Origin of the sequence: Streptomyces sp. CA-250714, assembly GCF_050936705.1 — a bacterium.
In the GTDB taxonomy this organism is placed as follows: domain Bacteria; phylum Actinomycetota; class Actinomycetes; order Streptomycetales; family Streptomycetaceae; genus Streptomyces.
On sequence record NZ_JBNJMI010000001.1, the window covers coordinates 1,589,231 to 1,611,870 of the forward strand.

The 22,640-nt window shown below is 70.3% G+C and carries 21 protein-coding genes and 1 pseudogene; 11 read left to right on the plus strand and 11 right to left on the minus strand.

The genetic code is table 11. The features are described 5' to 3' along the window. Positions 1–38: 38 nt before the first annotated feature. The 6 genes and pseudogenes from ACQEU8_RS07070 to ACQEU8_RS07095 form a co-directional block, all read right to left on the minus strand. A complete protein-coding gene (locus ACQEU8_RS07070; RefSeq protein ID WP_433097966.1) occupies positions 39–2,840 on the minus strand; it encodes a SpoIIE family protein phosphatase in 2,802 nt (933 codons plus the stop codon). 150 nt (positions 2,841–2,990) lie between these two features. Continuing rightward, positions 2,991–3,500, minus strand: coding sequence for a PdxA family dehydrogenase (locus ACQEU8_RS07075; protein ID WP_433097968.1), 510 nt, complete (start codon positions 3,498–3,500; stop codon positions 2,991–2,993). 112 nt (positions 3,501–3,612) lie between these two features. Beyond that, positions 3,613–3,948, minus strand: a pseudogene (locus ACQEU8_RS07080) (4-hydroxythreonine-4-phosphate dehydrogenase PdxA); the annotation flags it as partial. Positions 3,949–4,218: 270 nt separating this feature from the next. Beyond that, complete coding sequence (locus ACQEU8_RS07085; RefSeq protein WP_433097970.1) at positions 4,219–5,016, minus strand: alpha/beta hydrolase family protein; 798 nt, start codon at positions 5,014–5,016, stop codon at positions 4,219–4,221. Between the two features lie 79 nt (positions 5,017–5,095). Then, complete coding sequence (locus ACQEU8_RS07090; protein ID WP_433097972.1) at positions 5,096–5,617, minus strand: HAD domain-containing protein; 522 nt, start codon at positions 5,615–5,617, stop codon at positions 5,096–5,098. Positions 5,618–5,812: 195 nt separating this feature from the next. Next, positions 5,813–7,474: an ABC-F family ATP-binding cassette domain-containing protein gene (locus tag ACQEU8_RS07095; protein ID WP_433097974.1), complete on the minus strand. Its 1,662-nt coding sequence runs from the start codon at positions 7,472–7,474 to the stop codon at positions 5,813–5,815. Positions 7,475–8,003: 529 nt separating this feature from the next. Between ACQEU8_RS07095 and ACQEU8_RS07100 the strand changes: the two genes are divergently transcribed. Beyond that, entirely contained in the window at positions 8,004–8,672 is a 669-nt protein-coding gene (locus tag ACQEU8_RS07100; protein ID WP_433097976.1) for a CatB-related O-acetyltransferase, read from the plus strand. Positions 8,673–8,730: 58 nt separating this feature from the next. On the opposite strand, the gene ACQEU8_RS07105 is transcribed toward ACQEU8_RS07100, so the two are convergent. Continuing rightward, positions 8,731–9,183, minus strand: coding sequence for a winged helix-turn-helix transcriptional regulator (locus ACQEU8_RS07105; protein ID WP_433097978.1), 453 nt, complete (start codon positions 9,181–9,183; stop codon positions 8,731–8,733). Between the two features lie 104 nt (positions 9,184–9,287). Between ACQEU8_RS07105 and ACQEU8_RS07110 the strand changes: the two genes are divergently transcribed. Beyond that, on the plus strand, positions 9,288–10,529 hold the full coding sequence (locus ACQEU8_RS07110; RefSeq protein ID WP_433097980.1) for an MFS transporter: 1,242 nt from the start codon (positions 9,288–9,290) through the stop codon (positions 10,527–10,529). Positions 10,530–10,705: 176 nt separating this feature from the next. Here the strand turns inward: ACQEU8_RS07110 and ACQEU8_RS07115 are convergent, their stop codons facing one another. Together ACQEU8_RS07115 and ACQEU8_RS07120 are read right to left on the minus strand one after the other, a co-directional pair. Then, positions 10,706–11,266, minus strand: coding sequence for a DinB family protein (locus ACQEU8_RS07115; protein WP_433097982.1), 561 nt, complete (start codon positions 11,264–11,266; stop codon positions 10,706–10,708). Positions 11,267–11,530: 264 nt separating this feature from the next. Beyond that, positions 11,531–12,001 carry a hypothetical protein gene (locus ACQEU8_RS07120; protein ID WP_433097984.1) on the minus strand — a complete coding sequence of 157 codons (471 nt, stop codon included), beginning with the start codon at positions 11,999–12,001 and terminating at the stop codon, positions 11,531–11,533. 499 nt (positions 12,002–12,500) lie between these two features. On the opposite strand from ACQEU8_RS07120, the gene ACQEU8_RS07125 reads away from it, so the two are divergent. From ACQEU8_RS07125 to ACQEU8_RS07145, 5 genes are all read left to right on the plus strand, one after another. Next, the gene (locus ACQEU8_RS07125; protein ID WP_433097986.1) at positions 12,501–12,659 is read left to right on the plus strand and encodes an SCO0268 family class II lanthipeptide; all 159 of its coding nucleotides are present in this window, start codon (positions 12,501–12,503) and stop codon (positions 12,657–12,659) included. 84 nt (positions 12,660–12,743) lie between these two features. Then, entirely contained in the window at positions 12,744–15,848 is a 3,105-nt protein-coding gene (locus ACQEU8_RS07130) for a lantibiotic dehydratase (protein ID WP_433097988.1), read from the plus strand. Continuing rightward, a complete protein-coding gene (locus tag ACQEU8_RS07135) occupies positions 15,845–17,158 on the plus strand; it encodes a lanthionine synthetase C family protein (protein WP_433097990.1) in 1,314 nt (437 codons plus the stop codon). The genes ACQEU8_RS07130 and ACQEU8_RS07135 overlap by 4 nt, the downstream gene beginning before the upstream one ends. Positions 17,159–17,646: 488 nt before the next feature. Then, positions 17,647–18,138: a DinB family protein gene (locus ACQEU8_RS07140; RefSeq protein ID WP_433097992.1), complete on the plus strand. Its 492-nt coding sequence runs from the start codon at positions 17,647–17,649 to the stop codon at positions 18,136–18,138. Between the two features lie 296 nt (positions 18,139–18,434). Next, the gene (locus ACQEU8_RS07145) at positions 18,435–19,652 is read left to right on the plus strand and encodes a hypothetical protein (RefSeq protein WP_433102203.1); all 1,218 of its coding nucleotides are present in this window, start codon (positions 18,435–18,437) and stop codon (positions 19,650–19,652) included. A 52-nt stretch (positions 19,653–19,704) separates the two neighbouring features. On the opposite strand, the gene ACQEU8_RS07150 is transcribed toward ACQEU8_RS07145, so the two are convergent. Then, complete coding sequence (locus ACQEU8_RS07150) at positions 19,705–20,055, minus strand: VOC family protein (RefSeq protein WP_433097993.1); 351 nt, start codon at positions 20,053–20,055, stop codon at positions 19,705–19,707. A gap of 152 nt (positions 20,056–20,207) precedes the next feature. Next, positions 20,208–20,567 carry a MerR family transcriptional regulator gene (locus ACQEU8_RS07155; protein WP_433097997.1) on the minus strand — a complete coding sequence of 120 codons (360 nt, stop codon included), beginning with the start codon at positions 20,565–20,567 and terminating at the stop codon, positions 20,208–20,210. Positions 20,568–20,680: 113 nt separating this feature from the next. Here ACQEU8_RS07155 and ACQEU8_RS07160 point away from each other — a divergent pair, with 113 nt between their 5' ends. The 4 genes from ACQEU8_RS07160 to ACQEU8_RS07175 all read left to right on the plus strand — a co-directional run bounded on the left by ACQEU8_RS07160 (position 20,681) and on the right by ACQEU8_RS07175 (position 22,596). Next, positions 20,681–21,277, plus strand: coding sequence for a DsbA family oxidoreductase (locus ACQEU8_RS07160; protein ID WP_433097999.1), 597 nt, complete (start codon positions 20,681–20,683; stop codon positions 21,275–21,277). Next, positions 21,274–21,750 (plus strand): nucleoside deaminase, encoded by a 477-nt coding sequence (locus ACQEU8_RS07165; RefSeq protein ID WP_433098001.1) that lies wholly within the window; start codon positions 21,274–21,276, stop codon positions 21,748–21,750. Before ACQEU8_RS07160 ends, ACQEU8_RS07165 begins: the two co-directional genes overlap by 4 nt. A gap of 49 nt (positions 21,751–21,799) precedes the next feature. Then, the gene (locus ACQEU8_RS07170; RefSeq protein ID WP_433098003.1) at positions 21,800–22,120 is read left to right on the plus strand and encodes a DMT family transporter; all 321 of its coding nucleotides are present in this window, start codon (positions 21,800–21,802) and stop codon (positions 22,118–22,120) included. Positions 22,121–22,185: 65 nt separating this feature from the next. Next, entirely contained in the window at positions 22,186–22,596 is a 411-nt protein-coding gene (locus tag ACQEU8_RS07175; RefSeq protein WP_433098005.1) for a DMT family transporter, read from the plus strand. The last annotated feature ends 44 nt before the right edge of the window (positions 22,597–22,640 follow it).

A 22,640-nucleotide genomic window follows, 5' to 3' on the forward strand; every position in this document is an offset into this window, starting at 1 on the left:
GTATGACCCGTAAGACGCGTAAGGAGGGCCCTGGGAGCTCACCAGGCCCCGTCGTCGAACTGGTCCAGCAGCGCGTCCTCCGGCAGTTGCTCGGCGGCGCGGGCGGAGGCGCCGCCGCGCAGATGCTGTTCGGTCCAGATGACCTTGCCGCCCGGGATGTAGCGGGTGCCCCAGCGCTGTGCGAACTGGGCGACGAGGAAGAGGCCGCGCCCGCCCTCGTCCGTGGTGGAGGCGCGGCGCAGATGCGGTGAGGTTCCGCTGCCGTCCGAGACCTCGCAGATGAGGCTGCCCTCGTCGTGCAGGAGGCGGACCTGGATCGGCGGGCGGCCGTAGCGGATGGCGTTGGTGATCAGCTCACTGAGGATCAGTTCGGTGGTGTGGCCGATCTCCTCCATGCCCCACTCGCGCAGCCGCGCCGCGCATTCCGCCCGTACCGGCGCCACGGCCGCGGGGTCGGGCTCCACCTGCCATTCGGCGACCTGGGCCGGGTCGAGCCGTCGGGTTCCGGCCACCAGCAGCGCGACGTCGTCGGACGGGTGCGCGGGCATGACGTTGTCCGCTACCGCGCGAGCGGTCTCCTCCGGGCTGCTGTCCGCCGTCTCCTCCAGCACCCCGCGCAGAATGTCCAGACCGGTGTCGATGTCCCGGTCCCGGCTCTCGACCAGGCCGTCGGTGTACAGCACGAGGCGCGTGCCCTCGGGCAGCTGCAGTTCCATGGTCTCGAACGGGTGACCGCCCAGGCCGAGCGGCGGCGACGCGGGTACCTCCGCGTAGTCGACGGTGCCGTCCGGGTACACCACGGCTGGGCAGTGGTGTCCGGCGCGGGCCAGCGTGCAGGAGCCGGTGACGGGGTCGTAGATGGCGTACAGACACGTCGCCCCGGCCACCTCCTCGTACTGCCGCCCGGTCGCGAGGCCGGCGCGGCTGTCCTCGTCGTCGATGCGGACGACCAGTTCGTCCAGGTGGGCGAGCAGTTCGTCGGGCGGCAGATCGAGGGAGGAGAAGTTGTGTACGGCGGTACGCAGCCGGCCCATCGTCGCGGCCGCGTGCAGTCCGTGCCCGACCACGTCGCCGACGACGAGCGCGACACGTGCGCCGGAGAGCGGGATGACGTCGAACCAGTCGCCGCCCACGCCCGCCTCGGCCGGCACATAGCGCCAGGCGGCCTCCAGTGCTGCGTGCTCGGGCAGTCCGCGGGGCAGCAGACTGCGTTGCAGGGTGACCGCCATCGCGTGCTCGCGGGTGTAACGGCGGGCGTTGTCGATGGCCACCGCGGCCCGCGCCGCCAGCTCCTCGGAGAAGGACACATCGTCCTCGTCGAAGGCCGGCGAGTCGCCGCGGCGCCAGAAGTGCGCGATACCCAGGATCACGCCCCTGGCCCGCAGCGGGACGGTGATCAGCGAGTGCACGCCGAACTCCAGTGTCCGCCGCGCCCGGTCCGGGTCGTGCTGCAGCCACTCCTCCGCCCGGTGCAGATCCCGCTCCAGCACCGCCCGCTCCGCATCGAGCGCCCGCGCCTGGGGCGAACCCGGCCGGAACACGATCGCTTCCCCGACCTCGTACAGCGGCAGGCCCGTCGCCCCGTCGCTGACCGCCATCCGCCGCACCCGGCGCTGCGTCTGCGGAGCGGGCTCCTGGCCGCGTACGACCTCGTCGAGCAGGTCGACCGCTGCCAGGTCGGCGAAGCCGGGCACCGCCACCGTGGCCAGCTCGGTGGCCGTACGCGCCACGTCCAGCGTCGTACCGATCCGCACGCCCGACTCGTACAGCAGTTTCAGTCGTTCCCGCGCCACCTGTGCGCGGCCCGAGACGGCCGACAGCTCGGTGGTGTCGCGGAGCGTCACCACGCTGCCCGGCTCCCCGCCGCGCGGGGAGGTGGGGCGGATGTTCACCGCCAGCAGCCGGTCCCCGGACAGCAGCACCTCGTCGGTGACGGCCTTCCCCGAGGCCAGCAGCCGTGCCATGCCCTCGTCCAGACCCAGCTCGCTCACGTGTTGGCGCTCGGTTCCCGGCGGCAGCTCCAGCAGGCGGCGCGCCTCGTCGTTGGCCAGTACGAGACGTCCGTCGGAGTCGAGGATGAGCACGCCCTCCCGTACCGCGTGCAGGACGGCGTCGTGGTGCTCGTACATCCGCGTCATCTCCGCCGGCCCCAGGCCGCGTGTCTGCCGCAGCAGTCGTCTGGAGACCAGTGCGGTCCCGCCGGTGACGGCCACGAGGGCCGCGGCCCCCGCACCGAGGATGATCGGAAGCTGCTGGTTGATCATGCCGGTGACGTTGCGGATGGCGAGTCCCGCCGACGACATGCCGATGATTTTGCCGTCGGAGTCCCGTACCGGCACCACCGCCTGGACGACATCGGTGTCGCCGCCGGTGAGCGGGCCGGTGACCGTCTCCACGGTGGTGCGGCCGCGGAGCGAAGGCTCGATGGTGCCGACGAACTTCTTCCCGATCAGCGACGGGTCGGGCTGCGAGTACCGGATCCCCTTCCGGTTCATGATCACGATGAAGTCGACGCCGGCGTCCTTACGGGCCGCCTCGGCACGCGGCTGCAGCACCTTCGCCGGATCCGGGCCCTGCATCGCCTCCGCCACGCCCGGGGCGTGCGCGAACGCCTGGGCCACCGCGACCGACTTCTCCCGGGCCCGGCTCGCGCCGTCCCGCTGCGCCTGCACCACCTGGGCCGTCACCGCGGCCGCGACCAGCAGCAGCACCAGCACGACCTGGAGCAGGAACACCTGACCGGCCGCACTGCGCATGCGCAGCAGCGAACGCCCCTTCACTCCGGAGCCGGCAGATGGGCGCTCCGGCCGGGTGCGGGTGCGGCGGAAAGGCAGCTTCATGACTTATTCCTAACACCGCGCTGCACCCCAGCACCCGGCTACGCCCTCTTAGATCGTATTCCGTGTGGTGCGACGCGCACGCCGATGCGCCGGATCGCCGACGATCGCACCCCCAGCACGGCCCGGGTGCCGGGGCGGACGGCGGACGGCTCACCCATAGGTGGCACGGATGGCCTGGGCGAACGGGCTGTAGTCCACGGCGGCCCGGTAGGCGGAGCGCATGGTGGCGTGGTCGGCCCGGCCCGTCCCTGCGATGTCGAAGGCAGTGCCGTGGTCGACGGAGGTACGCAGGATCGGCAGGCCCGCGGTGACGGAGATGGTGCCGTCGAAGTCGTAGGTCTTGGCCGGAATGTGGCCCTGGTCGTGGAAGTGCGAGAGCACTCCGTCGTAGCGGCCGGTGAGGCCCTGGTGGAAGACGGAGTCGGCGGGCACCGGGCCGGTCACCTCCAGCCCGTCGGCGCGGGCTGTTTCGCAGGCAGGCGCGATGTGCTCGATCTCCTCGTCGCCGAAGGCACCGTTCTCACCGCCGTGCGGGTTGACCGCGGCCACGGCGAGGCGGGGCCGGTCGGTGCCGAAGACGCGCAGCGCGGTGACCGCCTCGTCGATGGAGCGGCGTACTCGCTCGGCGGTCAGCTGGTCGAGGGCCTTGCGCAGCGCCACATGCCGGGTGGTGAAGAAGATCCGCAGGTGGTGTCCGGCAACGGCCGTGTTGCGGGACGACGAACATGGTGTCCTGGCGGGTGACGCCGGTCAGCTCGCCGAGCATCTCGGTGTGCCCGAGGTGCTTCGAGCCCGCCTCCCAGATCGCCTCCTTGTTGATCGGTCCGGTGACGATGCCGGTGACCTCGCCTGCCAGGGCCGCGCGGGTGGCGGTCTCGATCGCGGCGACGGCGGCGCGGCCCGCGCGGGCATCGACGGTGCCCCAGTCGGGCAGGTCGGCGCCGAGCACACCGGTGTCGAGGACGTCGATGACACCCGGCCCGGCCGGCTCGGCCGGCTCGGCCGAGAAGTCCGCGACCTCCGGGACCTCGGCGTCCACCCCGGCGGCGCGTACGCCGCGGCGCAGCCGGGTGGGCCGGGGCGCCTCCGGGTGGGCCGGCGCGCACATGGCGACGGCGCGGCGGCCGGTCAGCTCGCCCACGGCACGCAGGGCGGCCCGCGTCGACGATCCGATGTTGCCGCGCAGGACAGCACCACGCGGTTTTCTCTGTTGTTCCGGTGAGGGGGTGCCCCTGTTCGGCGCTTGCGGGCTGCGGGTTGCGTTGTGGCTTTGGGGGCACCTCCCGGCCGGAGTCCCCCAGCCTCCGGCCGGGAGGTACCCCCAGGGGAGCAGTTCCCCGCGCCCCTTCGGGGCGCGTCCGCCCCTGCGAAGCACGACCTAGCCCGCGTCGGCGAGGCGGCGGTGGAACCAGGTGGTCAGGGCGGTGTCCACTTCGCCGGCCAGGGGGAGCTGGGGTGCGGGCTCGATGCCGGGCTCGTCGGCGAGCGGGTGTGCCAGCCCGGGGATCGACAGCAGTTCGGACCGCTCCCCCAGTGCGTCGACGAGGTCCAACGCGTCGGCCCGCAGCCCGGGGTGATCCAGCTCGCCGCTGACGACCATCAGCGGCGCACGACCGGCGATGGTGTCCGCTTGGGCGACGAAGTCCAGGCTGTCGGCGGCCTTCTCGGACTCGGCGTCATACGAGTAGTCGCCCGGGAACAGGTCGACGACGGACCGTATCCGAACGGCGGCGTTCACGACGGCGCCCGCGAAGACCGGAATCTCGGTGTCGGCCAGGACCCGCAGCGCGACGGCCCCACCCAGCGAGCCCCCGAGCACGCCGATCGGGCCGTCATCGACGGGCAGTTGCGCACGGATCGACTCCAGCGCGGCCGGAAACTCCTCGGACGCCTGCCGAACGAACGGGTACAGAAAGGACATCAGGGCGTCCTGGCGCATCAACTCCAAGCCAGCGTCCATGCTGCCGTCGACCATGCGTGCCCCGCACATCGGCATGCCGAGGTGCACCCGCCACGCGGGCAGCCCGTGCATCGGCAACGCGGCAGCGAACGCCGCGTCCGACCTCGGCGCGTCCAACATGTGCCAGGTGACGATCAGCGGCGCGGCGCCGTTATGGGCCGGCGGCAGCGCGGTGAACGGCACACCAGCGGCCGTGCCCGTGATCGGTGAGTCCATGCGGTCACCGTAGGCCTGCGGCTGCACACCGGGAACCGGCTATCGCCACCGGCGAAACGTGTTCGCTGAGCGGCGCGTGTCAAAAGGACTGCCGCAGCCAGAAGTCCAGGGCCGCGTAGTCGCCGTCGGTCAGACCGAGGCGGGGATCGACGCGGTGGAGCAGGGCGTGTCCTGGGTGGTTGGCGGCGACCCAGGACCGGTCGGTGTCGGTGATCTCGTCGTCCACCCAGGCGAACGGCCGCCCCGCGGCCCAGTCGACGAGAGCGCGGGTCTTCCAGTGCAGTCCGTCGCGTTCGTCCTGGTCGTCGATGGCGGACGGCTCGGGCCAGCCGACCATGGGCAGTTCCGGCAGACCGAGCAGGGGCGCGATGCACTCGTTCGCGTCAGCCATCCATGTCGTGGCCCAGACCACCTCGCACGGCAGGGCAGCCAGCCGGGTCCCGTGCTCGGGATCGATCCTGGTCACGAGGGGGTTCGCGGCAGCAGCGGGCAGCTCGACGCCCGCCGCGAAGGTCGGATACTGCTCCGGTGCCGCGCCAAAGGGAATGAGCGGTCCGTCGACATCGAGAAACAGCAGCGGCCACTGCGCAGAGCCAGTCACCGCAGCACGATAACGACAGACCGGCGACCCCGCCGAGGGGGTGCGTTCCGGCCTACGTCGTCGCCCTACGCGGCTTCCGCCGGCCGCTCCGCGCGGAGCGGCCGGCGGCCTCCTCGCTCGTGGCACACGGGAGAAGCAATAGCCGCGTCAGGAGGGAGCCGAGCCACGCAGCGTCGCCAAAGCCGCGTTCCCTCGCTACGCGTACACCGTCGCCTCCCTCATGGGAGCCGCCAGGTCCAGGCGTGGCCAGGAGTTGACGTCGCGCCGCAACTGCCGGTCGTGCGTGGCCAGTACCACCGCCGCGTCGGTCGCCTGAAGCGCCTCGGTGAGTTCGTCGACCAGGGTGATCGACAGGTGGTTGGTCGGCTCGTCGAGCAGCAGCACATGGGGGCGGGCAGCCAGCACCAACGCCAGTTCCAGTCGGCGCTGTTGCCCCATGGACAGCTCGGCGACGGGCTTGTCGGCGTCGCGCGGGGTGAGCAGCAGGCCCAGCGCCCCGAGCCCGACCACCTCGTCCGCGGCCAGCGCACCCGTGCTGACCAGCCGCGCCGTATGCGCCTCGTACAGCCGGCGGGCCCGCTGAAGCGAAGCGCGCGGCGACTCCTGTCCGAGGAGCCGCACCCGCGCGTTGCGTGCCCGGTGCACCTGGCCCGCGCTCGGGACCAGCCCTTCCGCGTTCGCCAGTACGGACAGCAGTGTGGACTTTCCCGCCCCGTTGGGCCCGGTGACGGCCAGCCGGTCGCCGGAGTGCAGCGCCAGGCTGACCGGCCGGCGCAATCGGCCGTCCACGGTCACTTGGTCCGCGCGCAGCAGTACGACGCCGGGCCGGGCGGGGAGTGCCGGCATGCGGAACCGCTGGGGCGGCACAGGCGCGGTGACCTTGTGCTGCTCCAGGTCGTCCTGGCGCCGCCGAACGGAGCGGACCAGCGCCCCGGCGCGGGTGGCCCGCTGGTGCTTGCCGGTGCCCTTGGGTGGGCGCCACCCGGTGCTGAGGCGGTTCTGGGCTTCGGACAGTGCCTGCGTGAGCCGGGCGTGCTCGGCCTGCTGCTGTTCGTACTCCGCTTCCCAGCGGGCGAGTTCGGCTTCCCGGCCCTCGCGGTAGCCGGCGTATCCGCCGCCGTGGACGGCGGGGCGGCCATCCCGCGTCGGATCGAGATCGAGGACGGTCGTGGCCACGTCGGCCAGCAGCGCGCGGTCGTGGCTGACCACGACGACGCCGCCGGAGTGGGCCCGCAGCCGCGCGGTGAGGAATTCGAGCCCGGCGAGGTCGAGATGGTTGGTCGGCTCGTCGAGCAGCAGGAAGTCGTACTCGCCTCCCAGCAGACAGGCCAGCCGGACGCGGTAGCGCTGACCGACGGAGAGCGTGGTGAGCGGGCGGGAGCGGTCGCTGACCGCGCCGAGCCCCGCGAGCGCGACATCGACGCGGCGGTCGGCGTCCCAGGCGTCCAGCGCCTGCGCCGCCTCCAGGGCGTGGGCGTAGGCCCGGTCGGCCCCTGGGCGGCCGTCGGCGAGGGCTTCGGCGGAGGCATCGAGTTCGCCGAGCGCCGCGCGGGCGTCGGCGAGATGCTCGTCGATGAAGTCGCCGACGGTACGCGCGTCCTCGGCCGGCATCTCCTGCTCGGCCAGTGCGAGAGTGCCGGTGCGGTGCACGCTCCCGGTGTCCGGGGCGAGGGTGCCCGCGAGTACGTGCAGCAGTGTGGACTTACCGCGTCCGTTCTCGCCGACGACGCCCCAGCGCGATCCGGGCGCGACCTTCATCTCGACGTCGTTGAGTACGGTGCGGCCTCCGCGCTCGACGCGGACATCGGCGCAGGTCAGCTGGGCACGGGCGCGGGCAGGCAGGGTAAGGGCAGTCAAGGTCTGTTCCTCCGGGTGTTCCGGGCTCCGGAAGAAGGCACACGTCACCCCTGGCGCGAACGAACGCTGCGAGGAGGGTGTGAGCGAGCCTCCGTCTGACGGCGGCCGGGCCCCGGCAAAGGAGAACGGAGCGGGCCGCAGGCGACATCGCGGCTCCCGGCGCCTCACACGTCAGATGAGGGCGGAGCCGGCGGGCCCGGTCAGAGGAAGTAGAGATGCATGCGCCGAGTCTAACAAACACGTGTGCCCACACCGGGGTTGGCCCGTGCGGGACGCCGCTCCGGCCCGGGGTCCGGGTGGGGTCCGGCTCGCGGTCCGGCTCGGGGTCCGCGATGAGCTCGACGGCACCGCTGCGCAACTCCTCCCCCAGTCACCGGTGAGGAAGGCGTTCGGCACGGTGGTGCTCGGCGCGGCGCCGGCCTTGCTCCGTAGCCGGTGGACCGCCCAGGGGGAAATCCGTGTCGTGGACCGCTCCGTACCGGGATCATGGGCCTATACCGACAACTCGACCACTGAGGAATTGCTCGCCATGCCTGCGCCCGCCGACCCGACGGTCCTCCACCCGATGCCCGAGCAGCCGCGGGTGGTGCTGCTGAAGCCGCTGGTGAAGTCCCAACTGATCGAAGTCGGGGAGTATTCCTACTACGACGACCCGGACGATGCGACCGCGTTCGAAACGCGTAACGTGCTCTACCACTACGGGCCGGAGAAGCTGATCATCGGCAAGTTCTGCGCGATCGGCACGGGTGTGCGGTTCATCATGAACGGCGCCAACCACCGGATGGACGGCCCCTCGACCTTTCCCTTCCCCACCATGGGTGGCTCCTGGTCGGAACACTTCGACCTGCTCACCGGCCTGCCGAGCCGTGGGGACACCGTTGTCGGCCACGACGTCTGGTTCGGCCATGGCACGACGGTGCTGCCGGGCGTACGCATCGGGAACGGCGCGATCATCGGCTCCGGCGCCGTTGTCGCCGGCGACATACCCGACTACGGCATTGTCGGCGGCAATCCGGCCCGCCTCATCCGCACCCGCTACAACGACCGGGACATCGACCGGCTGCTGGCGGTGGCCTGGTGGAACTGGCCTGCCGAGCACATCACCGAGCACGTACGGACGATCATGTCGGGAAGCATCGCAGACCTGGAGGCCGCCGCGCCGAACACCCCTGCGACTGACGCCGACCGCCCTTCGTGAGGGCTACGCCTCCGTCAGTTTCAGCAGAGCCGGTGTCGGGGCCGGGTGTCCGCTCAGATCACTGGGTGGAGACCTTGTGGACGGTGGTGTCTTCGGGGTTCAGCCGTCGTCCGTCCGCGGACCGTACTTCCAGTGCGCGGAGGGGGTGTCCCTGGCGGCGGTCTACCAACTCGGAGTGTGGCTCGCCGGGGGCGAAGAAGTTCTGTTCGCCCCACTGCCGCAGGGCGACGATGACGGGGAAGAGCGCCTCGCCCTTCGGAGTCAGTACGTACTCGCGGTAGGCGCTGCCGTCGGAGGCGGGGACTGATTCGAGGACACCGCCGGCGACCAGGGTGCGCAGCCGCGCGGTGAGGATGTTCTTCGCCACTCCGAGGCTGCGCTGGAACTCCCCGAAGCGCCGGCTTCCGTCGAAGGCGTCCCGCACGATCAGCAGGGACCACCAGTCGCCGATCGCGTCCACCGACCGGGCGACGGGGCATTCGCTGTCGTCGAAGCGCGTCCTGGTCACCATGGCGCCACTCCCTCTCTCGTACTGGTTGCAACATGCTACCAACGCAGGCTACCGTCGCCGTCCGCCATTGGTAGCAAGATGAAACCAGATACGGGGGAAGTGCGATGCCCGGCAACGGTGAGGCTGTGACGCGACGGACCGAGGCCTGGAACGGGGAAGATCCCGCGTTCGTCCTGTCCCGTGGTGTCGTCATACTGTTCGCCGTCGCCTGCGGGGCGGCGGTGGCCAACGTCTACTTCTCCCAGCCGCTCCTGGTGACCATGGGCCACGACCTCGCCATGAGCCCGGCACTTGTCGGCAGCGTGGTCACCCTCACCCATGTCGGATACGGGCTCGGGCTCTTTTTCCTCGTACCGCTGGGCGACGTGGCCGACCGCAGACGGCTCATCGTGGCCCAGTTGCTGCTCCTGGTGACGGCGCTGGCCGTGACAGCGACCGCCCACACGGCGGCGATCCTGCTCGCGGGCATGGCGGCGACGGGGCTGCTCGCCGTCGTCACGCAGACGCTGGTGGCCTTCGCGGCATCACTGGCCCCTCCCGCCGGGCGCGGACGGGTCGTCGGTCTGGTCACCAGCGGCGTGGTCATCGGGATCCTGCTCGCCCGCACCGCGTCCGGCCTCATGGCCGATCTCGCGGGCTGGCGCTCCGTCTACCTCGCCTCGGCGTCGCTCACCGCGCTGCTCGCCCTGGTCCTGCACCGGGTGCTGCCGCGCCACGGTGCCGCTCCGCGGACGACCTTGCGCTACGGGCAGCTCCTGCGCTCCACAGTCACCCTGTTCGCACGGGAACGACTGCTGCGGCTCCGGGCTCTGTTCGGCCTGCTGATCTTCGCCGCCTTCAGCACTCTGTGGAGCAGCGTCGCGCTGCCGCTCAGCGAGGCCCCGTACTTCCTGTCCCACAGCGCGATCGGGGCGCTGGGGCTGATCGGAGTCGTCGGCGCCCTGGCCGCGTCCGTGGCGGGCCGGCTGAACGATCGCGGACTCTCCCGGCGGACCACCGGCATCGCCCTCGCACTGCTCGCGGCCTCATGGCTGCCCCTGGCCTTCACACGCAGCTCGCTGTGGGCACTGGTCGTCGGGGTGATCCTTCTCGACCTCGCCGTACAGGCGGTCCATGTCACCAACCAGACCCTGATCTACGCACTCCATCCCGACGCGGGCAGCCGACTGATCGGCGGATACATGGTCTTCTACTCCATCGGCAGCGCCACCGGCGCCATCACCGCGACTTCCCTCTACACGGCGGCCGGTTGGGGCGCCGTATGCATACTGGGCGCCACCTTCAGCTGCCTCGCGCTCGCACTGTGGGCATTCACTCGGGACAGCGCCCCGGGCCCTGCCGAGTGATGGATGGCCGGTCTTGCGTCCTCGGGATGAGGAGCTGCGGCGCCCCGTCAGGGGCGCGGGGAACTGCGCGAGCAACCAAAACAATCCCGCAGCCCGCAAGCGGCAGACCGAGGCACCCCCTCATCGGAACACCACAGCGGGGCGAGATCCGCAGGACACGGCTCAGCCCGCAACCCCTACTGCCCCACCCGACCGTCAACGCATTCGCGCAGCAGATCCGCATGTCCGCAGTGGCGGGCGTACTCCTCGACCCGGTGGACCCACAGCTCCCGGATGGAGGTGTTGTCGTGAGCCAGACGCGCGCCCAGATCCGAATACTCGGCCAACGCAGCGTCGGTTGCCGCCTGTTCGCGGGCGAGATCGGCGAAGGCGCTGTCGACCAGCTCCTGCTCCGGACGGGCTCCTTCGAAGTCGCCGTCCTTTTCGCCGTACAGCCTGGGCGCCGGGTCCTCCGGCACGATCCAGTTGCGCCAGTCCCGCTCCACCTCGGCGAGATGGCGGACCAGACCCAGCAAGGACATGGTCGACGGGGGAACCGAACGGCGCGCCAGTTGCTCAGGGTTCAACCCCTCGCACTTCATCCGCAGGGTCAGTCGGTAGTCCGTCAGGTACTCCCGCAGCGTCGCCAACTCACCGTCCGGGCTTGGCTGGTCGTTGTTGCGGGGGTCCTTGTCGGGGTCCGCCCACATGTCGGGGTAGACGCTGGCCTGGCTCCAACGCTCGGGTATGTCGGTCACGATGCGCAGGATTCTGAACAACGGTCCGGCTGGCAAGCGATTATTTACGCGAACCGGCGACGCCAGCGGCGCGGGCGACCGTGCAGGCGCACCGGGTGGAGCGAGGGGGCCGGACGGGACCGGGGAATCGGGCGGCACGCCCTTCGCCGCATCATCGCCCCGGCACCGGAGACCCGGCACCGGAAACCCGGTGCCGGGAACGTGCCGGGGGACGCCAAGAGGCCGCCGCGTGACTGGTCGACGCTCAGTCGAAGACGTCGGCGCTCAGTCGAAGACAAACGCCCCGGGAGCCTGCGCCGAGGTCGCGTTGCAGGTCGCGGTGACGCCCAGGACAGTGACCTTCAGCGACTTGGCCTCCAAAGCGTCGCCGGAGGCGACCGTACCGTTGAGCGGGCCGCTGGAGACGGGGCTGCCGGCCGGGAGGGCCGGGTTGGCGCTGCCGGTGAACTCCGCGGTGTCGGTGCCGTTCTTGCTCAGGGTGAGCGTCGAGGAGACGGAGCCGGCCGCAAGGTCGATGGGGGCGGTGACCGCGTCGGTGGCGACCGTGATGGTCGCGGCGGTGCCGTTCTGGGTTGCCTCGAGCGTGGCCTCGCCCGAACCCCAGGTTCCGCAGTCGAAGGAGATGGTGGCGGTCTGCGGCTCCACCGCGTAGGCGCTGGGTGCCAGCGCGAGAGTGCCGGCGAGGGCGGCACCGATGCCCAGGGCTGTACCTGCTGCGAATCTGCCGTGTCTCATGAAGTCCGCCTTCATGTGGGGGTGGGGGTGGGGGTGGGTGCGCACCCCGAACTGATGGCAAGTCAGCTTCCGGAAGTCGGTCCCATTGATGCACCGTGATCTTGAGAGAGCAAGGCCGATCCCGGGATTTCTCAACATGTCCCAAACATTTCGCACATCCGCCGACCGCTGCGCCCGGGAGATCCGCGACCCGTACCGCGTACCTCAGCCACCTCGATGCGACGCCACCGAACCTCCGTGATCATGGCGTGAAATCGACGTTGGGGCAGCACCACACGAGGCACATCTTTCCGCCGGAGCACCCGGGCACCACATAGGAGGCATAGCCGTGAAAAGCGTCTCCGTTGCGGTGTGAGGTAACGCCAAATCCGGTCAACTTCCATACAGACACGCGCTGTTCAGCTTTGGCCATGCATATGCTCCCGACTGGTTCGACCAGGACCACATGTTTCGCCCGCGTCCACCCGACGTCGGCGAGCCACTGAACGGGAGGAGTCACATGAGCACCGACCTTCTGCTGGAAGACACCACCGACCTCGCCGAACTGGACCTCGACATCCAGATCTCGGAGACCGAGGGCGAGGGCCCCGCGTTCGCGTCCGGGGGCTACACCTCGCCCAGCACATACGGGTCGCCCTGCAACCTCTGCTGCGCGTAACCGTCCCATCGCCCGCGTGGGGCGGGGCGCCCCGCCCCACGCGGGTTCGTGCCAGTTCTCGGGATCGAAGAGGAGCCGGAGCACGTGCGGGACGATCACTTCACGCCGCAGGACCCCCTGTTCGTACGCATCACGGCGATTCCCCGCACCGGTCCGGGTGGCCGTCCGCTCGGCGACTCCGCCGCGCAGGTGCGCGAGGCCGCTGCCGACCCGCTGCTCCGCGAGGCGTTGCACATCGCCAGCGGCAGCCTCGCCAACTCCCTCGACCGGCTCGACACGGGGGCCGACCTCGGGGCCAAGCGGCTGCGCCGTACCGCGCTCGCCCTCTCCCGGTACGCGCTGCGAGCCGAGACCAGGCCGACGCCCTTCGGGCTCTTCGCGGGTGTCGCACCCGCCCGGGCGGCGGACAGCACACAGGTGAGGGTGTCCGGCCCCGGCGAGAAGACGGTACGGCTGGACGCGGACTGGCTGACGCGGCGCGTCACCGATTGGCTCGAACTGCCCGAGGTACGCCACGGCGTCGACGTCGTGCTGAGCGATCTGTGCCGAACACGGGGCGAGCGGCTCGTCGTCCCCGGCAAGAGCAGTCCCGGCAAGAGCAGTGAGGCCTCCGTCCGCAACACCGCCCTGGTGGCCTGGGTGTGCGAGCGGGCGGCGCGGCCCGTCGGCTACGCCGGCCTCCTGGAGCAGGCGTCCACCTCCTTCCCCCGCCTCTCTGCCGACCAGGTGGACGCCGCGCTGTTCCAACTTGTCCGGCACGGCTTTCTGTTGACCTCCATCACCCCGCAGGATCTGGACGACGCGCTCTACGACCGCATCGCGGCAGCGGTTACCCCCGTACCGGAAGCGGCAACGGAACTCGCGTCCGTACGCGCGGCGTTGGCCGCCTACGCCGAGACGCAGCCCGGCGAGGGCCGTGCGGCGTGGTGCAGCCTCATGCGGCTGACCGACCCCGAGGGCACCGCTGCCAGGCCGCCCGTCCACGTCGATCTGCGGATGGACGCCGACGTGCGGATCTCGCGGTCGGTGACCGACGAGGCGGCCCGCTACGCCTCCGCCATGTGGGAGCTTTCCGGGCACTGGCAGACGCACGCCCATATGCGTACGTACCGGGACCGGTTCCTGGAGGCGTACGGCACCGGCGGCGTGGTCCCACTGGGCCAACTTGTCGACCGGCACCGGGGCATCGGCTTCCCGCCCGGCTACGGCGAGCGTGCCGACGGCGGCTCCACAGGGCTTCAGGAACCGGATCAACTGCCCAAGGAACGCCGTCTCCTCACATATGACCTGGTGCAGGAGGCACTGCTGAGCGGGGACGACGAGGTCCGGCTCACCCCCGCCCTCGTCGAGAGGCTGGCCGCCTGGCGGACGGCCGACACGGCCGTGCCCCCGCCGAGGTCGCTGGAACTGTGTTTCCAGCTGCTGGCCGAGAGCGAACAGGCCATCGACCGCGGCGACTTCCGGCTCCTGTCCCCGGCGTATCCGGGTTCCTGGGTCGCCGGGGCGACTGTCGGGCGATTCGCCGAACTCGTCGGGATGGAAGGCGAACTGGCGTCACTGCTGGCCGGCCTCGGCGACGCCGAGACGGTCCCGGCGCAGGTGGTGTACCGGCCGCACACGGTGCGGGGCCTCAACATGGCGCAGGTGCCGCGCCTGTTGCCGCACCGGATACCGGTGGGCGTGTACGCCGACCGGAACGCGCCCGGCACACTGGACTGGCGGCAACTCCTCGTCACGACGGGGCCCTCCGGACTACGGCTCACCCTGCCGAGTGACGGACGCGAGGTACTGCCCGTCGTACCGCACATGCTGGCTCTCGACAGGGAGGCACCGCCCGTCGCCCGGCTGCTGGTGGAACTCGCCTACGGCAAGGCCAGAACGTGGACCGGCTGGAATTGGTGCGGACTTGAGGGGCTGCCCTACCTCCCCCGTATCACGTACGGCCGCGTCACGATCTTCCCCCGGCGCTGGATCCCCGACCGGCACCTGCGCGAGGCGGCGGACGGCACATCCGGGTGGGAGGGCGCGGTCGCGGCGTGGCGGGAGCGCTACCGCGTACCCGACGAGGTGAACCTCGCCAGGTGGGACCGTATGTACCGGGTGGACCTCACGGACCCCTGGCGGCGGGAGGTGTTCCGCCAGGAGGTCCGCGCAGGCGGCTCCCTGGCGATCATGGAGGACCTCACCGACGGCGGACGCGAATTGGGCTGGTCCGGCGGACACTGCGCCGAAGTCGTCATCCCGTTCGCCCGGTCCACCGCGCCGGGTCAGCGCGAGGAGACCGCCCGCCGACCGCGCCGCCCGGTGCCCGCGCCCCGGCCCACGGACCACACCGCCGCGCATCTGCCGGGTGAGGGCTGGCTCTACGCCAAGTTCTACGCGGCTCAGGACACGCACGACGAGTTGCTGCACGCCGCCCTCCCCACACTCGTACGCGAGGTCGAAGACGAGCTGCGCAGCTGGCACTTCCTCCGGTACCGCGATCCCGAACCCCATATCCGTCTCCGTCTGCACGGCGAGGCCGCAGCCCTGCGGACCAGGGTCCTGCCCCGGCTCGCCGCGGTGAGCCGGAACTGGCAGGAGACAGGGCTGATCAAGGGCATGGTCCTCGACACCTACCGGCCGGAAACCGACCGCTACGGCGGGCCCGAAGCACTCGCCCACGCGGAGCGGATGTTCTGCGTGGACAGCCAGTCGGCACTCGCCCAGCTCAGAATGCGGGCGAGGGGCGCCCTGGCCCTGCCGGCGCCCGTGCTCGCGGCCGTCAACCACGCACTGCTGCTGGAGTCACTCGGCGGCTGGGACTGGTCGGCCTGGATCAGCCGCGCCCTGCCCAAGGGGCCGGCGCACGCGGCCTACCGCACGTACCAGGAGCAGGCCACATCGCTGATCGTGCCCGGACGTACGGCGCAGAGCGCGGCCCCCGTACTGGGCGCCCTCCTCGCGGCCCTGTGGAGCAGCACGCCGGAGACCGGGAAATACGGTGCGCTGCTGCTGTCCGACGGAGGGCGGGCGCCCGGTACGGAACAGCATGCCGAAGCCGTCATGGCGCTGCTGCATATGCAGCACAACCGCCTGCTCGGCATCGACAGAACCGGCGAGGACACCGGCTACGCCGTGCTGCGCGGTGTCGCCCGTGACCACCAGGGCCGCCTGGCCCACATCCAGGACGGGAAGGAGACCGGATGACCGCCCCGCGTCACGCGGACGAGGCCCGGGACGTGGCCGCGCAGGTCTTCGGCCGGCTCGCCGACCCGGAGGCCACCGCCGCCGACACCCGTATTCCGGGCGACGCCTCGCACATCAGCCTGCGCGAGCCCCTCTGGCAGGATCTGGCCCTCTCCAGCGGCTATCCGGGAGTGTCCCTGGCGTTCACAGGGCGCGGCACCCCCGGCCCCGACGACGCCGCGCGAGCGCACGCCTACCTGGTACGGGCAATGCGGGCCACGGCTGCCACCGCCCACGCCCCGGGTGGCATCTACACCGGCCCGGGCGCCGTCGCCTTCGCCGTCCTCGTCGCCTACCGTGCCACCGGCGGCTACCGCTCCGCCCTCGATCGGCTCGACGAGCATCAGCGCCGGCTGATCCACCGTGCGCTTCCGGAAGTCCGTGACACCCCGGCGACGACCAACGGCGAGTTCGAGGTGGTACGCGGCATGAGCGGCATCGGCCGCTACCTGCTGGCGCGCCGGGAGCAGTGCGAGGAGGAGCTGCGGCTCGTCCTGACCTACCTGACACACATGGCGCACGGCGAGATCGCCCACCGGGGCCATCAGGTGCCCCGTTGGTGGACGTGGGCAGCGCCCAAGCTGGGGCAGGAGGTCGAGATGCCCGACGGGCACCTCAACCTCGGGCTCTCGCACGGCGTCGCGGGGCCGCTCGCCCTGCTCTCGCTCGCCTGGCAACAGGGCGCGGTCGTCGACGGGCAGCGCGAGGCCATCGAGCGACTTGTCGACCTCCTCCAGCAGTGGACGCACGAGAGCGACGGCGGACCACTCTGGCCTCCGCATCTGACCCTCGAACAATGGGTGGCCGGACCGGGCGCCCCACTGCCGCGCCAGCGCCCGTCCTGGTGTTACGGCGCCCCGGGCGTCTCCCGCGCGGTACAACTCGCGGGCCTCGCCCTCGACCGTGCCGAGTGGCTCGGACTGGCCCACCGCTCCCTGCTGCCGTTCCTGACCACCGATCCGGAGAGTTGGGGCATCGATGACCCCAACGGGTGCCACGGCTGGGCGGGGCTGATGCATCTGTTCGCCGTACTGAACGAGTCCATCGGCGACAAGCGGCTCACCGACCTCGTCGACGACATGGCAGCCCGCACGCTGTCCCGGTTCCGTCCCGAGTACCGCTTCGGCTTCCGCGCCTCCCTCACCAGCGCCCCCCAGGGCACCGACGTCCCCGCCTTCCTGGAGGGCGCCGCGGGTACGGCCCTCGCGCTTGCCGCGTACGCGGAGGGGGGCACCACGATGGACTGGGACATGGCTCTGCTGGTGGCCTAGCCGTCCGGGCTTCCGTTGTTGCGGTGAGGGGGTGCCCCTGTCCGGCGTTTGCGGGCTGCGGGTTGCTTGTGGTTGGTGGGGGCACCTCCCGGCCGGAGGCTGGGGGAGCAGTTCCCCGCGCCCCTTCGGGGCGCGTCCCCCTGGCCGCTGTGTCCGGTTACCGGGATGGACTCATGTCGGCTGCCGAGCTAGATTGCGGCTAGCGGGACCTCTGCGGCAGCCCGGACGCATAGTTCGGAGAGATGCCGGTCTCGTCGTCGCCGACACCCCTCTCGGCGGGAATCCCGGTCGGCATCCGATTCGCGTTCGGCACCGAACCGATCGACTCGACTCACCCAACTCCGCCTGCTGGTCGGCTCGCTGGATGCTGCGGTGTCATAGCCCGCCACATCAAAGCCGTGCGACATCGCCTCGCCTTCATGCGGCCGTTCGGCCGGAAACACGAAAGCTCCCACGCGTCTACCTGTCCACGAAAGGAAACACCTGACATGAACGACCCGACTCGTATCACCGACGGCCCCGAGCGCAAGCTGCTCGAATATCTGCTGGACCACACTCGGGCCGAACTGATCGACACGGTGCGCGGCCTGTCTGAAACTGAGGCCCGCCGACGTCTGGTCCCGTCCATGACGACGTCGATCGGGCTGGTCAAACATGCTGCATTCGCGGAAAGGAAGTGGTTCCAGCACATCTTGGGAGGTCTGCCGGAATCCGAATGCGACGGTGCGATGGTGGGCGAGGCCAGTTTCGTGGTCAGCGACCACGAAACGGTCGCCGACGTAATCGCCGAATTCGAGCGTGCCGGCAACCGCGCACGAACAATCGCCGCGGACATCGACCTCGACGCCACCCGGCAGCACCCTGTCTTCGGCACCATCAGCCTGCGATGGATCTACCTACTGATGATCCAGGAATTCGCCCGCCACGCCGGCCACAACGACATCCTCCGCGAGCAGACCACCGCCACCCGCCGGACATGAACCAGACCACCAGAACCCGCCCAACCGGCCCCACGACGAGCATCTTTGGACGCACCTAATCGACAGGCGGGTGCAAGAAGCCCTGACCCACAGCTAAGAGCAATGCCCCCGTCCGACGCACGCGATCTTCGCCTTCATGTACCCGTAAGCCTTCCCCGCGTTCACGGCAGAGCCTCAGAATGACCGCTGGTGTTGCAGTGATCGGTGGTCTGCCCGTCCCGGGGACAGCTGCCCTGTTGGAACGGGGTGGGGGCGGCGGTGTTCAAGGAACTGGGGAAGGGCGGGACGGGATGAAGATGCAGGAGAGGGCGACCGGGCGGGCCGGGCGCGGGCGCGCCGCCGTGGTTGCGGGTGCTGCGCTGGTGGCCACGCTGCTGGGGTCGGTTCTGATACCGCAGACCGCGGCTGCTGACGCCGCCGCGGAGGTGAAGGTCCGTGGAGGGAAACGGTTGCCGGCGGTCATTGACGGCGGGGCGTGGGACGCCGGGCACGTCCAGGGCATGGCCCTGGACCGCAAGGGCGGATACATGTACTTCTCCTTCACCAACCTCTTGGTCAAGACGGACCTGCGCGGCAACCCGGTCGGCTCCGTCGTCGGGTTCACCGGCCACCTGGGTGATCTGGACTTCAACGAGCGTGACGGCAGGGTCTACGGCTCCCTGGAGTACAAGGATGCCGAGTCCTTCTACATCGCGGCCTTCGACGCCGACCGCATCGACCGGATGGGCATCGACGCCCAGACCAGCGACATCGTCTCGACGGTCTACCTCAAGGAAGTCGTCGAGGACTACACCGCCGACATGGACGGCAACGGGGTCTTCGACGGCGACACCGCCAAAACCCGCGACCATCGTTACGGGTGCAGCGGCATCGACGGCCTCGCTTTCGGGCCGGACCTCGGCGGACGCGGCGGCAAGCGCGACGCCCCCCTGCTGACCGTCGCCTACGGCGTCTACTCCAACACCACGCGCTCCGACAACGACCACCAGGTCCTGCTGCAGTACGACGTGAGCCGGTGGAAGAAGTACGAGCGCCCCCTCAGTGAGTCGGCGCCGCACACCAGCGGCCCGGCGCACACAGACGGCAAGTACTTCGCGTACACCGGCAACACCACCTACGGCGTACAGAACCTGGAGTACGACGCCGCCTCCCGCAACTGGCAGATGGCGGTGTACGAGGGGAAGAAGCCGGGCTTCCCCAACTACTCCCTCTTCACCGTCGACGGTACGAAGCCCGCCGTGCGCGGCCCGGTGCGCGGCCAACCCGAGCCGGAGCAGGGCGAGTTGCTGACCCTCGCGCGGCAGGGCCTGTACGACCCGACCACGGGCGTGCGGGGCTGGCAGGGCCCCGGCGAGTACGGCCTGGTCTCCGTCGGCGACGGGCGCTACTACGTCGCGGAATCCGGCACCGTTGAGGAGAACGGCGTCACCAAGCAGACGGGACGCGCCGTCCTCCACCGCTGGACGGGTCGTACCCCGAATCCGCTCACTCCTGTACGCGGGGCGACGCAGTAGTCGCCTGAAAACCGACGCACTCAGGTGCAACTCGTCCCGCTCGGGCGCTCCGCTACGCGACGGGGTTCTCGATCAGCGTGATCCGGTTGCCGTCCGGGTCGTGCACCGCGGCGAACCTCACCTGCTGTGCGCCCGGCTGGATCTCGCCCACCGTCGTGACGCCGCGCTCGGCGAGGTCCTGCAGCGTCCGGTCGAGATCCTCGACGGCAAGGTTGAGGAGAGTGCTGCCCGCGTGCTCGGGGGACTGGAAGACCTGCACCCAGCCGCAGGAGGTGACGTGCCAGTCGGCGAGCCCCGCCATCGGCCTCGTATCGGCGGGCCTGCCGAAGAACCGTTCGTACCAGGTCACGGCGGCATCGATATCGGTCACCGGGGCGACCGCCAGCACATGTGTGAAGGACATGACGGATCCTGTATCACAGGACCGGGCAGGCATTTGAGCGCTTGGCCCTACTCAGTGGTGTCCGTGTCCCATGAGGGTGAGCTTCGACTTGACGTCCAGGTTGTCCCCGTGAGTCGGGATACGGAGTGCGGCTGCTGAGCTGGTTTCGGTGATCACGGGACTTCGCCGGACAAGGCCGTTTCCTTGCGGAGCGCCTGGAGGGTGTCGAGTTCGCGGTCGAGGTCGCGTCGCTTGGTCTCGAGACGCTCGATCTCCTGGGCGAGCAACTGTTCCATGACGCCTGTGCGCTCCTCGGGCGGCGCCTCCAGACATGGGAGCAGTTCGTTGATGGTGGCGCTGCACAGGCCGGCAGCGAACAGATGCTGGATCATGACGACCCGCTCGATCATGGAGCTGTCGAAGTCGCGCCATCCGCCGGGCGTACGCTCGGAGCGGATGAGCCCCTGCTCCTCGTAGTACCGCAGTGACCGGGTGCTGACGCCACTCGCATCCGCCAGCTCACCGATGCGCATGAGACCTCCTGAGGCTGTCCGCCGGCTCCCATTCTTGCAGTTGACACCGGTGTGAAGTTCCACGATCCGGGGGCGGCGCCCACCAGGGGTGCCCCGTGGAACCGGAGGTCGCCATGACTGCTCAGATCCATGTGTGGTCGGACTATGTCTGCCCGTTCTGCCTGATCGCCGACGAGCTGATCGAGCGCGCGATCAGCGACCGGCCCGATGTCGAGGTCGTCCACCACGCTCACGAGCTTCGTCCCCGGCCGGCGCCCACTCTTCGGCCCGAGGACCCGTACCTGCCCGACATCTGGCAGCGTGCCGTGTACCCGATGGCACGCCGCCACGAGGTGCCGATGCGGTTGCCGACCATCTCGCCGCAGCCCTACACCGAGCTGGCCTTCCGTGGCGCCCAGTACGCCTTGGAGCAGAACCGGGCCGATGTCTACCACCGTCGTGTGATGACGGCGTTCTTCCGCGAGAACCTCGACATCGGGGACCGCGTGGTCCTGGCCCGGCTGGCCGAGGAGGCCGGGCTCGACCCGGCCGGCTACACCGCAGCCCTCGACGATCAGGAGTACGCCGAGCGACACCGGCAGGCGCTGGCCGAGTCGGTGCGGATGGACATCGGCGTCGTACCCACGATCATCATCGGCACCCGGCGCATCGAAGGCGTCGCCACCGAAGGCGTGATCCGCCGAGCCCTGCACGAAACGTCCGCCGCATGACCGCGGACACGACCCGGCTCCAGGCCCTGATGGCCGACGCCGTGGAGATCAGCGTCCGCCATGTCGAGTCCGGCGGGATTCCCTTCGTCGGACTGCTCGTCGCCGACGACGGGTGGGTTTCCGACCCCGGCGTGAACCTCGTCCGCGAGACCGGCGACCCCACCGCCCACGCAGAGATCGTCGCCATCCGCAAAGCCGTCCAGGCCCGTGGCCGCTCCAGGCTGGAGGGAGTCACGCTGCTTGCGACGGGCGAACCCTGCGCCCTGTGCTACCGCGTCGCCGCCTCGTACGGCATCGCCGCCGTCTGCTTCGCCGTGGATCGCGATACCGCCGCCGAGTGGGGCTTCGACTACCGGGCCGGCTACGAAACCGGCCAACTGCCCCTCGCGGCGACGGCCCGGCACCTCGCCGTGGAGCGAGGGCTGGTCCCTTTCACCCGGTACCTCGACCTGCACCGCTCCGACTTCAACTGATAACTCACCTCGACAACTTGTGTCTCACCTCGACAAAAGGATACCCGCCATGCACTGGCTCCACCTCGGCATCGCCGTCGTCTTCGAGATCACCGTCGCCATCGCCGCCGGCAAGGCCCAGGGCTTCACCCGGCCTGCCTGGACCACTGCCACACTGCTCAGCGGCGGCATCGCCACCTACCTCCTCAGCCTGGCGCTTCTCACCTTCGACGTCGGCGTCGGCTACGCGATCTGGACCTCCGTCGCCGGCGTCGGGATCGTCGTCCTCGGCGCCCTTCTCTTCGGCCAGCGTCTCGACTGGCGCAAGCTCCTCGGCATCGCCGCCGTCATCACCGGAGTCGTCGGCCTCCAACTCAGCGGAGCAGCGTGATGCCTCAGGGCACCACCCCCGCACCACGCCGGCCCGCCGAAATAGTTCACGAGAAAGAAACTCACATGTCCAGCGACACCGCCACCGCCCACAAGAACGTCACCGCCCACAGCGACCGGGCACGAGCATGGCTCGTACTCCTCCTCGCCGGAGCGTTCGAGGTCGGCTACGCCCTCTCCGTGGGGGGCAGCCAAGGCTTCACCGTGCTCTCCTGGTCGCTCGTCGCGGTCGTCTTCTTCCTGCTGACGCTCTTCGCCCTGAGTCTCGCCCTACGCACCATCGACGTAGGCATCGGCTACGCCGTCTGGGCCGGCATCGGCGCCGTCGGAGCCGCACTGCTCGGCCCCGTCTTCTTCAGCGAGACCCTCACCCCGGTCAAGGCCTTCTGGCTCACTGTGATCATCGTCGGCGTCGTCTGGCTCAAACTCGCCGACAGCCCCAAGCGAACGCAGACCGAGCAGCCTGCCCACCCTTGACCACCACGGTGCCAGCCGGCCGTCGGCCATGGGCGCGCGGGGCT

Coding starts and splice junctions, on each gene's coding strand:
- ACQEU8_RS07070 (WP_433097966.1), bottom strand. CDS start 2,840: ATGAAGCTGCCTTTCCGCCGCACCCGCACCCGGCCGGAGCGCCCATCT.
- ACQEU8_RS07085 (WP_433097970.1), bottom strand. CDS start 5,016: ATGGACTCACCGATCACGGGCACGGCCGCTGGTGTGCCGTTCACCGCG.
- ACQEU8_RS07100 (WP_433097976.1), top strand. CDS start 8,004: ATGCCTGCGCCCGCCGACCCGACGGTCCTCCACCCGATGCCCGAGCAG.
- ACQEU8_RS07105 (WP_433097978.1), bottom strand. CDS start 9,183: ATGGTGACCAGGACGCGCTTCGACGACAGCGAATGCCCCGTCGCCCGG.
- ACQEU8_RS07110 (WP_433097980.1), top strand. CDS start 9,288: ATGCCCGGCAACGGTGAGGCTGTGACGCGACGGACCGAGGCCTGGAAC.
- ACQEU8_RS07120 (WP_433097984.1), bottom strand. CDS start 12,001: ATGAGACACGGCAGATTCGCAGCAGGTACAGCCCTGGGCATCGGTGCC.
- ACQEU8_RS07125 (WP_433097986.1), top strand. CDS start 12,501: ATGAGCACCGACCTTCTGCTGGAAGACACCACCGACCTCGCCGAACTG.
- ACQEU8_RS07135 (WP_433097990.1), top strand. CDS start 15,845: ATGACCGCCCCGCGTCACGCGGACGAGGCCCGGGACGTGGCCGCGCAG.
- ACQEU8_RS07140 (WP_433097992.1), top strand. CDS start 17,647: ATGAACGACCCGACTCGTATCACCGACGGCCCCGAGCGCAAGCTGCTC.
- ACQEU8_RS07145 (WP_433102203.1), top strand. CDS start 18,435: ATGCAGGAGAGGGCGACCGGGCGGGCCGGGCGCGGGCGCGCCGCCGTG.
- ACQEU8_RS07150 (WP_433097993.1), bottom strand. CDS start 20,055: ATGTCCTTCACACATGTGCTGGCGGTCGCCCCGGTGACCGATATCGAT.
- ACQEU8_RS07155 (WP_433097997.1), bottom strand. CDS start 20,567: ATGCGCATCGGTGAGCTGGCGGATGCGAGTGGCGTCAGCACCCGGTCA.
- ACQEU8_RS07160 (WP_433097999.1), top strand. CDS start 20,681: ATGACTGCTCAGATCCATGTGTGGTCGGACTATGTCTGCCCGTTCTGC.
- ACQEU8_RS07165 (WP_433098001.1), top strand. CDS start 21,274: ATGACCGCGGACACGACCCGGCTCCAGGCCCTGATGGCCGACGCCGTG.
- ACQEU8_RS07170 (WP_433098003.1), top strand. CDS start 21,800: ATGCACTGGCTCCACCTCGGCATCGCCGTCGTCTTCGAGATCACCGTC.
- ACQEU8_RS07175 (WP_433098005.1), top strand. CDS start 22,186: ATGTCCAGCGACACCGCCACCGCCCACAAGAACGTCACCGCCCACAGC.